This is a genomic window from Rhodococcus sp. EPR-134, from assembly GCF_001647205.1.
In the GTDB taxonomy this organism is placed as follows: domain Bacteria; phylum Actinomycetota; class Actinomycetes; order Mycobacteriales; family Mycobacteriaceae; genus Rhodococcus_F; species Rhodococcus_F qingshengii.
On sequence record NZ_LVCT01000801.1, the window covers coordinates 1 to 7,798 of the forward strand.

At 63.2% G+C, this 7,798-nt stretch carries 9 protein-coding genes, 1 pseudogene and 1 riboswitch; of the genes and pseudogenes, 3 read left to right on the forward strand and 7 right to left on the reverse strand.

Annotation, left to right across the window (positions count from 1 at the left end; translation table 11 throughout):
• Window positions 1-382: pseudogene (locus A2J01_RS34295) on the reverse strand (helicase-associated domain-containing protein); the annotation flags it as partial.
• Window positions 383-442: 60 nt separating this feature from the next.
• Here A2J01_RS34295 and A2J01_RS34300 point away from each other — a divergent pair.
• Window positions 443-631 (forward strand): hypothetical protein, encoded by a 189-nt coding sequence (locus tag A2J01_RS34300; protein WP_019744939.1) that lies wholly within the window; start codon window positions 443-445, stop codon window positions 629-631.
• 83 nt (window positions 632-714) lie between these two features.
• Here A2J01_RS34300 and A2J01_RS34305 read toward each other — a convergent pair whose 3' ends face one another.
• Complete coding sequence (locus A2J01_RS34305; protein ID WP_003939675.1) at window positions 715-1,278, reverse strand: transglycosylase family protein; 564 nt, start codon at window positions 1,276-1,278, stop codon at window positions 715-717.
• Window positions 1,279-1,286: 8 nt separating this feature from the next.
• A riboswitch (cyclic di-AMP (ydaO/yuaA leader) is annotated at window positions 1,287-1,496 on the reverse strand.
• Between the two features lie 394 nt (window positions 1,497-1,890).
• Between A2J01_RS34305 and A2J01_RS34310 the strand changes: the two genes are divergently transcribed.
• Window positions 1,891-3,288: a YncE family protein gene (locus A2J01_RS34310; protein WP_064114459.1), complete on the forward strand. Its 1,398-nt coding sequence runs from the start codon at window positions 1,891-1,893 to the stop codon at window positions 3,286-3,288.
• 94 nt (window positions 3,289-3,382) lie between these two features.
• Here A2J01_RS34310 and A2J01_RS34315 read toward each other — a convergent pair whose 3' ends face one another.
• Window positions 3,383-3,772 carry a YccF domain-containing protein gene (locus A2J01_RS34315; protein ID WP_003939919.1) on the reverse strand — a complete coding sequence of 130 codons (390 nt, stop codon included), beginning with the start codon at window positions 3,770-3,772 and terminating at the stop codon, window positions 3,383-3,385.
• Window positions 3,773-3,805: 33 nt separating this feature from the next.
• Window positions 3,806-4,033: a hypothetical protein gene (locus A2J01_RS34320; protein ID WP_003940194.1), complete on the reverse strand. Its 228-nt coding sequence runs from the start codon at window positions 4,031-4,033 to the stop codon at window positions 3,806-3,808.
• A gap of 215 nt (window positions 4,034-4,248) precedes the next feature.
• Between A2J01_RS34320 and A2J01_RS34325 the strand changes: the two genes are divergently transcribed.
• A complete protein-coding gene (locus tag A2J01_RS34325; protein ID WP_007733502.1) occupies window positions 4,249-4,662 on the forward strand; it encodes a cold-shock protein in 414 nt (137 codons plus the stop codon).
• Between the two features lie 88 nt (window positions 4,663-4,750).
• Here A2J01_RS34325 and A2J01_RS34330 read toward each other — a convergent pair whose 3' ends face one another.
• The 3 genes from A2J01_RS34330 to A2J01_RS34340 all read right to left on the reverse strand — a co-directional run.
• Window positions 4,751-5,245 (reverse strand): DUF2771 domain-containing protein, encoded by a 495-nt coding sequence (locus tag A2J01_RS34330; RefSeq protein ID WP_207624414.1) that lies wholly within the window; start codon window positions 5,243-5,245, stop codon window positions 4,751-4,753.
• Window positions 5,245-6,939, reverse strand: coding sequence for an MFS transporter (locus A2J01_RS34335; protein ID WP_223304424.1), 1,695 nt, complete (start codon window positions 6,937-6,939; stop codon window positions 5,245-5,247). Before A2J01_RS34335 ends, A2J01_RS34330 begins: the two co-directional genes overlap by 1 nt.
• Before the next feature lie 69 nt (window positions 6,940-7,008).
• Window positions 7,009-7,798: glutaminyl-peptide cyclotransferase (locus A2J01_RS34340; protein WP_064114460.1), on the reverse strand; the 790-nt coding region annotated here is incomplete at its 5' end.

A 7,798-nucleotide genomic window follows, 5' to 3' on the forward strand; every position in this document is an offset into this window, starting at 1 on the left:
CCCAGATGAGGGCGGACGCGCGCATCTTCGACAGAGACTTGTCGACGGCCTTCTTGGTGACCTTGCCCTTGCCGGTCAGGGCGCGTTCGGCGATCGCACTGTTGAGCTCCGCCCGCGTCATCGGAGTTTCCTCGGCGCCGGCCAGTGCCAACAATTCGAGAAGACCGAAATCGAGGGTGTCGAGTTCGTCCGCGGCTCGGCTGACCGACGCGCGTTGCTGTGCCCGACCGCTGAGAACCACCATCGTGCTCGGCGGCGGTACGGCCAGATCGGGGCGCAGACGCAGCAACTCCGTCAACTCGGCGTCACTGCGCGCCGAGAGCCAATCGGTCAGACTTTCGGCTGCGGAACTGCCCGCCGGGGTGCCACGTGTTTCGGTCATCAGGTATCAGATTAGAGACCTGGTCTGTACGGCGTAACGGCGTCCTGTCAAAATGACTTCGTGGCCAACAATTCGAAGCAACACTATGTAGATCCAGGATGGCCGGAAACTGCAGACGGAGATCACGCAGTGACCGAATTGTCATCGACCCGCGCAGGTGGACTTTCACCCTTCGGCGAGGACACCACCTTTCCGGTTCCGGTGGAGTCACTTCCTTACGTACACCCGCACACCGTCATCAACCGATAACAACTCGACACGAAGAAGGCCCGCACCGAATCGGTGCGGGCCTTCTTGATGTTCGAGCGTCCGAGCGGACAGTCTTGCCGGTGTTACTTGAGGAACGACTTCGCGGTGTCGGCGACTGCGAGGATCTGCGGGTCGACCGGGATGCCGTTGGCCTCGGCGAATGCGATTGCCTGATCGATGGCGTCGGCGACCGGGTGTGCAACGGTCTGTGCGACCTGCTGCGCCGGAGCCGGAGCTGCCTGAGGAGCCGTGGTGGCTGGAGCGGAACGCTCGGTGGCGCCGCTGCTCAGCCCGAGGCTGGAGGAGCAGGACGGCCATGCGCCCCAACCCTGGTTTGCGAGAACACGCTCGGCAACAACGATCTGCTGCTCGCGAGTGGCCTGGTTTGCGGTGGCTGCGTACTGTCCGCCGCCGTGTGCGTTCCACGTGCTGGGGGAGAACTGCAGTCCGCCCTGGTAACCGTTGCCCGTGTTGATGGCCCAGTTTCCGCCGGCCTCACACTGGGCGAGACGATCCCAGTCGGAGTCGGGGGCAGCGTTTGCGGTTCCGGTGGCTGCAATTCCTGCTACGCCCATGATGGCGCCGGTGACGGCGACCTTGGCGACAGTGCGGCCGGTGGTGGTGGGCTTGCGATGGCGTCCGCTCATGATGGTCGAAATCCTCTCCACACGCGCCTGCGAGGTCAGCTGTCGGGTTCGGGCTGAGAGGTCGCCCGGCCTCGCCTTTCCTGGCTGGAAAGGGTCTGGCTTCACCCCAAGATTCGGTCTTGCGATCGAACCGGTGTCCACTGGAGAACTTTTCTGTTCTCACAGAGGACTTTGGGTCCCCCGTCCTCGTCCCTGGAATGCTCTGTCGGAAGTCCGGTACCCGCGGGACAAGGCTTGGCGCGGCGGGCCGGAGGTGGCCGAGTTTCCCGGCCGAAAACGACGGTAACGGCTCGAGTCGCTCGTGTCACCATTTGATAACGCGGCGTGGCGAAGGACGTACAACGCGTCACACAAAGCGCAGGAGACTCTTCCCAGGTAGGTGGGGGTGACTGAGTGAATGTCGGGTTGTGTCCGTTCCGTTATCCATCCGTAATGTGAGCAAGGTCACACGTTATGTGGAAATAGAATTTCGGGCGATTGAGAGGTGTGTCGATCCGCGCCCAGGGTGTGGCCCGTGTCTCAACATCGAGATTGAAACTTAGGTTAGGTTTGCCTGACTTGCCTCGATTGGGCAGGTTTCGCAGAGTCTTCCAAAGAAGTAGGACACCCCTCATGAAACTGCAATACCGTCGGCGTGCGGTCACCGCGTCGCTCGCCGTCGCCGCTGCTGCTGTCGGCCTGGCCGTCACTGCTCCCGCTGCACACGCCTCACCCGAGGATCCGACACACGGTGTTGTCGGAAGCTATACCGCAACCCAGCCCGGCGACATCGTCGTCGACTCGGTAACCCACCGCGGATACATCACGCAGTACGGCGGACCGACCAGCTCGTTGTCCGTCGTCGACACGAACACCGGCAAGTCTGTCGGCACCATCGACGGCGTCGTCGGTTACCCGTCGGCACTTGCCGTCGACTCGGGCCTCGGACGCGCATACGTGTCCTCCTCCTACGGCGGCGCGATCTCGATTGTCGACACGAAGACCGGCAAGGTCGAAAAGACGGTCACGCTGAGCGAGAAGAACCCCGACGGCTCGCGTCCGCAGATCAACGATGTCGTCGTCGATCCCACAACACACCGCGCGTACTTCTCGGACTACAAGTCCGGCAACATCCGAGTCGTCGACCCCAACGCCGCCGACGCCGTGTCGAGCATTCTGGTCGACAAGTCGGCAACGCCGACCAAGCTCGCCTTCGACAGTGTCCGCGGCTTCCTCTACATCGCGGACACCAACTTCTTCGACGAGAATTACGGCCGCACGCTGTGGCAGGCGGACGTACGCAAGGGCGGAGCACTCAAGTCGATCGTGCGTGCCGACAACCTCTACCCGGTCGACGTCGATGTCGACACGAACACCGGCAACATCTACATGACCGACACCCGGGCAACCAACCTGTGGGCGATCACCCCGGCCGGCGCGGTTCTGTCGAAGACCACGCTGTCTCCGACTGCGATTCCCAACGGCGTGGCCGTCGACGCTGCGGCAGGCATTGCATATGTCGCGGACGTCATGAACGGACACCTGTGGTCGGTCGATCTGACGACCCGCGCCACCACCGCTCTGACCGATACCAAGGTTCCGGCACTGGAGAAGGTCAAAAACCTCGCGCTCGACACCTCGACCGGCGCCATCGCGTCGACGACCAACGGGGGCAAGGTGACAGTCGTTGCTGCGTACCCGCTACCCGCCACCGTCGAATTGCCTGCCGCTCAGGTAGGTAAGGCGTATTCGCAGAAGCTCACTGCCGCCGATGCGCGCGCAACGTTTGCACTCACCAGTGGCACTCTGCCCGGCGGACTGTCCCTCGCACAGGACGGCACCATCTCGGGTACCCCCACCGCTGTCGGCAGCGTCACCGTCGAGATCACTGCGAAGAGCGTGCTTTCGCGTGCTTCGAGCGTGACCATCGTGGTCTCCGAGGGGCCGGTCGGCCCCGTCGATCCGGGCAACCCGGGAACGGGAACCGGTTCGCTCGGTAACCTCCCCGGACTCGGTAGCCTCGGCCGCTGATACGACCTGATACCAGAGAACCCGACCACGGCAACTGCTGTGGTCGGGTTCTTCGGTCCGCGGGCCCGCTATGCGTAATCGACGCGGTCCACGACTATGCGTAATTCACCCGGTCCACGTCGACGATCTCCTTGCCGAGCGGCATCAGCGAGATCGGAATCATCTTCAGGTTCGCGACCGCGAGCGGAATTCCGATGATCGTGATCGCCATCGCGACGGCGGTGACGATGTGTCCGATCGCCAACCAGATACCGGCGATGATCACCCAGATGACATTGCCGATCATCGAACCGACACCAGCGGTCGGCTTGTCGACGACGGTCTTACCGAACGGCCACAGTGCGTAGATGCCGATGCGGAATGCCGCGATTCCGAAGGGAATCGTGATGATGAGGATGCAGCAGATGATGCCTGCGGCGAAGTAACCCAACGCCAGCCAGAAGCCGCCGAAGACCAGCCAGATCACGTTCAGGAGGATTCTCATGGTCAGTGACCTTTCGGTTGGAGGCGGGAGTGATCAGCGCACGCGTCGACCGGATCTGAGCGTGTAGACGATGGCCAGAAGGAAGCCGATCGGGCACGCGAGTGCTACCAGGTACAACGCCAGGCCGGGTGGGGTGTCGCTGAAGATATGGACTGCGAAGATGGCCACGATCGCCAGGAATCCGACGATGAACAGTGCCATCGCCGTACGGAACAGACCGTTTCCGGTGCCGGAAGTGCGCGGGTTCGGTTGAGGGTCCACACCTACGAGGATAGTGCCTGTAAACCTGGGTGCCGACCCGGGTTCGTCACAGGTAGACTGTTAACAGACTGCGCGCCCCGCTGAAGCAAGTGTGGGGCGCGTTCTTTTGCATTCTTCCACCGGAAGCGATGCGAGCAAGGCCATGAGCCTCTTCCGAGAGCCTCCCGAGCACATTGGGGCAGACGCCCCAGTCGAGTGATGAGCAGGTGAACGCGGTGCCGACCGGCAAGGTGAAGTGGTACGACGTCGAAAAGGGTTTCGGCTTTCTGTCGCAGGAAGAGGGCGAGGACGTCTACGTCCGTGCTTCCGCTCTCCCCGAGGGCGTCGAAGGCTTGAAGGCCGGCCAGCGCGTCGAGTTCGGAATGGCTGCGGGCCGCCGCGGTCCGCAGGCACTGAGCCTGAAGGTACTCGAGCCGGCGCCGTCGTTGCGCGGCGCGACGGCGACGCGTCGTGAGCCCGTCGAGCGTAAGCACACCCCTGATCAGTTGCACGGCATGGTCGAGGACATGATCACGTTGCTCGAGGCGAAGGTCCAGCCGGATCTGCGCAACGGCAAGTACCCGGACCGCAAGACCGCTCAGCGGATCTCCGAGGTCGTCCGGGCCGTCGCTCGCGAGCTCGACACCTGATCGCTCGATACGAGCTGCCATACACGGCTTCGAAACAAAATGCCCTGCACACCAATCGGTGTGCAGGGCATTTTCGACGTTCCGGGGATCAGGCGGTCTTGATCGACCAGATCAGCAGTCCCTGTTCGCTTCCCTCACCGACGGCGAGGTGGATTTCGACGCCGACGAGTTGCTTGACGGGATCGCTCGAAGACTCGACCGTCACTGCCAAGGCCTCGCCGGGCTCGAAGACTCGGGGCTCACCGGTCTGGTTGCCGTCGGCATCCTCGTAGACGGCGAGCAGTGCCCACTGCGCATCCGAGACGTCCGTCGACAACGACAGCTGCAGCGGGTAGCCCGCTGGAACGTCGAGTGCGTAGATGTCGCCCACCTGGGCGCACTGGGACAGGTCGATGGTGCAGAAACCGGCAGGGTTCGTTTCGATCGTCTTGCCGTGTGCGTATGCAGTGATGACCGGCAGCTTGTCGGGGTCGTCGTTGATGTTCTTGATGATCACGAAAAGAACGGAGACGTAAGCAACCAGTGCCACCACCATCAGGACACTGATCGCTGCCACGATCTTCTTTGTTCTCGAGCGCATCATCACTGCGGAGTACTTCCTTGTCCTCGGTTGGATTTACCGGTGTAAATCACTTCGGTCACTTCTTGTTCGGCCAGATCGGGTCGCTTCCCGCCGAGGCCGGGCAGGAGGCTGCTTCCTCGGTAGCTCAGGAAGGTCTGCAGAAGCCCGATCGTCAGGAACACCGATACAACAGTGAACCCGATCCAGTATTCGGTCGGAAGCAGAACCCCCAATGCGCCGCCGAGTACCCAGCTCAGCTGCAGAACCGTCTCGGATCTACCGAATCCGGACGCGATCGATTCCTCGGGCAGGTCGTGCTGGAGTGACGCGTCGAGTGAGACCTTGGCGAGCGCGCTGGCGGCCGATGCGATGAGCGTGGCAAGCGCGGCCGTCATGAGGTTGTCCGTCAGAGCTGCGATCACCGCGATGATCCACACCGACGCAGTACACCGGAGCACGATCAAGGCAGGCCGGCCGAGCTTGAGGCGCGCACCCGTGGCATTTCCGGCGAAGTTACCCAGACCGGCTGCTGCGCCGACCAGGCCGAGCATCATGGCCTGCTGGAGCGGCTCGTGATCGGTGCGTGATTTGGCGACGAACGCGATGTAGAGCGTCAGGAAGCCGGTGAGCACGCGAATGGTGCCGTTGCCCCAGAGTCCGATGATCACGGCGCGTCCGAGAGGCTGACGGACCTTGGCAGGTTTGGCGTCCGGCTGCGGTGGGGCGCTGCCGGCGTGATGCGCTTCGTCCGGGTGGTAGGTGATGGTCGCGGGAACCTCACCCTCGGTGACCTCGACCCACGACGGGATTCGCATGCTCAGATATGCGCCGAACACGGTGACGGCGACCGCGAACCACAAGGCGCCGGTGGAACCGAAAGCCAGCGCGAGCGCACCTGCGACAGCGCCGGCCCCGATCGTTCCACCGATCAGCCCGAAGACCGTCAGACGCGAATTCACGCGCACCAGGTCTATTTCCGGTGGTAGGACGCGTGGTGTCACTGCGCTCTTGAGCACCGAGAACGATTTACTGAGCACCATCATGCCGAGCGCGGCCGGATAGAGGATCCAACTGTCGAAGTTGAAGACCAGGATCACCGCGAGGAGCGTCCGGATTCCGAACGACGACGCGAGTGCGATGCGGCGTCCGCGCTGCAACCGGTCGAGCATGGGGCCGATGAGCGGTGCGATGACCGCGAACGGTGCGATCGTGATCAGGAGATAGAGCGCGACCTTGGTCTTGTCCTCGCCCGTCGCGGCCGAGAAGAACAGCGTGTTGGCCAGAGCGACGGAGATCGCCGCGTCGGTCGCGTTGTTCGTCATCACCGCGTAGGTGAGAGCGGTCAGACCGGACTTGTCCGCGCCGTCGGCCTTCGCCGCGCGCTGGAAGGTCGCGATGCCCTTGTTCGTCAGTTCGCGGCTGCGCATCGCTGCGACGCGAGTGACGGTGAGCTTGCGAGGCATCGGTGGAGCCTTGGGAGCGTCCGCCCCCGGCGTCTTCGAACCGGCCGCGGATTCGGAGTCTCCCCGCGATTCGGGAATCGGATGCAGCGGTGGCAAAGGCGTGCGACGGGCAGCGGGACGGGCCGAAGGTGGGTAATTGTCCGGGCGGGCCGCGGGTGGGTAATTGTCGTAACCGGGGTGCACCTGTTGCCCCTCCGGCTCGTCGTGGATTCGCCGAGTTTCGGGGTCGTAGGGTTCGCGCGGTCCGGTCACCACTCAATTCTGTCCTAGTGTCGGCGCGGCTACCACGCACACCCCTGCGAGTCCTGTGTCATGTCGGACTCAGTTAACAAAACGGACTTCGAACATCTGCGGCCAATACTTGCCGGTGAGCAGGAATCGATCGGTACCGGGAATCTGCGCGATGCCGTTGAGAACGTCGACGGTGCTGGTCGATCCGTCCGCGACGAGTTCTTCGCGTAGCGGCGAAGCGTCGTACACGTTCGTGACGCTGCCGTCCGACGGGTCGATTCGGACGACGGTGTCCGTGGTCCAGACATTGGCGTAGACGGAGCCGTCTTCGGCGCATTCCAATTCGTTCAGCTTGCCGACGGACTCCGAAGATCTGGTGACGTCGACGGTCGAGATCGGCGCAAAGGTTTCGGGATCGCGAAAGGTCAACGTGGCCGAACCGTCGCTCGAGACAATCCGATCCCCGAGCGAACAGATTCCCCATCCCTCGGTGTCGAGTGGGAACCGCCCCCGTTCGGTCAAGGTGTCCTTGTCACGGGCGATGGCAACGCCGTCTTTCCAGGTGAGTTGCCACAGTGTGTCTCCGGCGACCGTGATGCCCTCACCGAACAACGGCGGGTCGAGATCGGCACGCGCAACTTCCGGTCCCGAAGCGGGGGACTGCTCGTCGGAGATCTCGCTCGAGCGCACCCAGGACTGCCCGACGCGTCCGGTGCTTTCGTACAACCGGTTTCCGTCGATCTCGAGGCCCTGCGTGAACGCGTCGGGATCGTGCGCGGACACTCGAACGATCTCGACGGAGCCGGTTTCGGACGTGAGGTTGTCGGGAGCGCCGGGGGAATCGGAGCACCCCGCCAAGGCCGAGGCGATCACGGCGACC

Excerpts from the sequence above, each read along its gene's own strand:
- A2J01_RS34305 (WP_003939675.1), bottom strand. The coding sequence starts at position 1,278 with ATGAGCGGACGCCATCGCAAGCCCACCACCACCGGCCGCACTGTCGCC.
- A2J01_RS34310 (WP_064114459.1), top strand. The coding sequence starts at position 1,891 with ATGAAACTGCAATACCGTCGGCGTGCGGTCACCGCGTCGCTCGCCGTC.
- A2J01_RS34315 (WP_003939919.1), bottom strand. The coding sequence starts at position 3,772 with ATGAGAATCCTCCTGAACGTGATCTGGCTGGTCTTCGGCGGCTTCTGG.
- A2J01_RS34330 (WP_207624414.1), bottom strand. The coding sequence starts at position 5,245 with ATGATGCGCTCGAGAACAAAGAAGATCGTGGCAGCGATCAGTGTCCTG.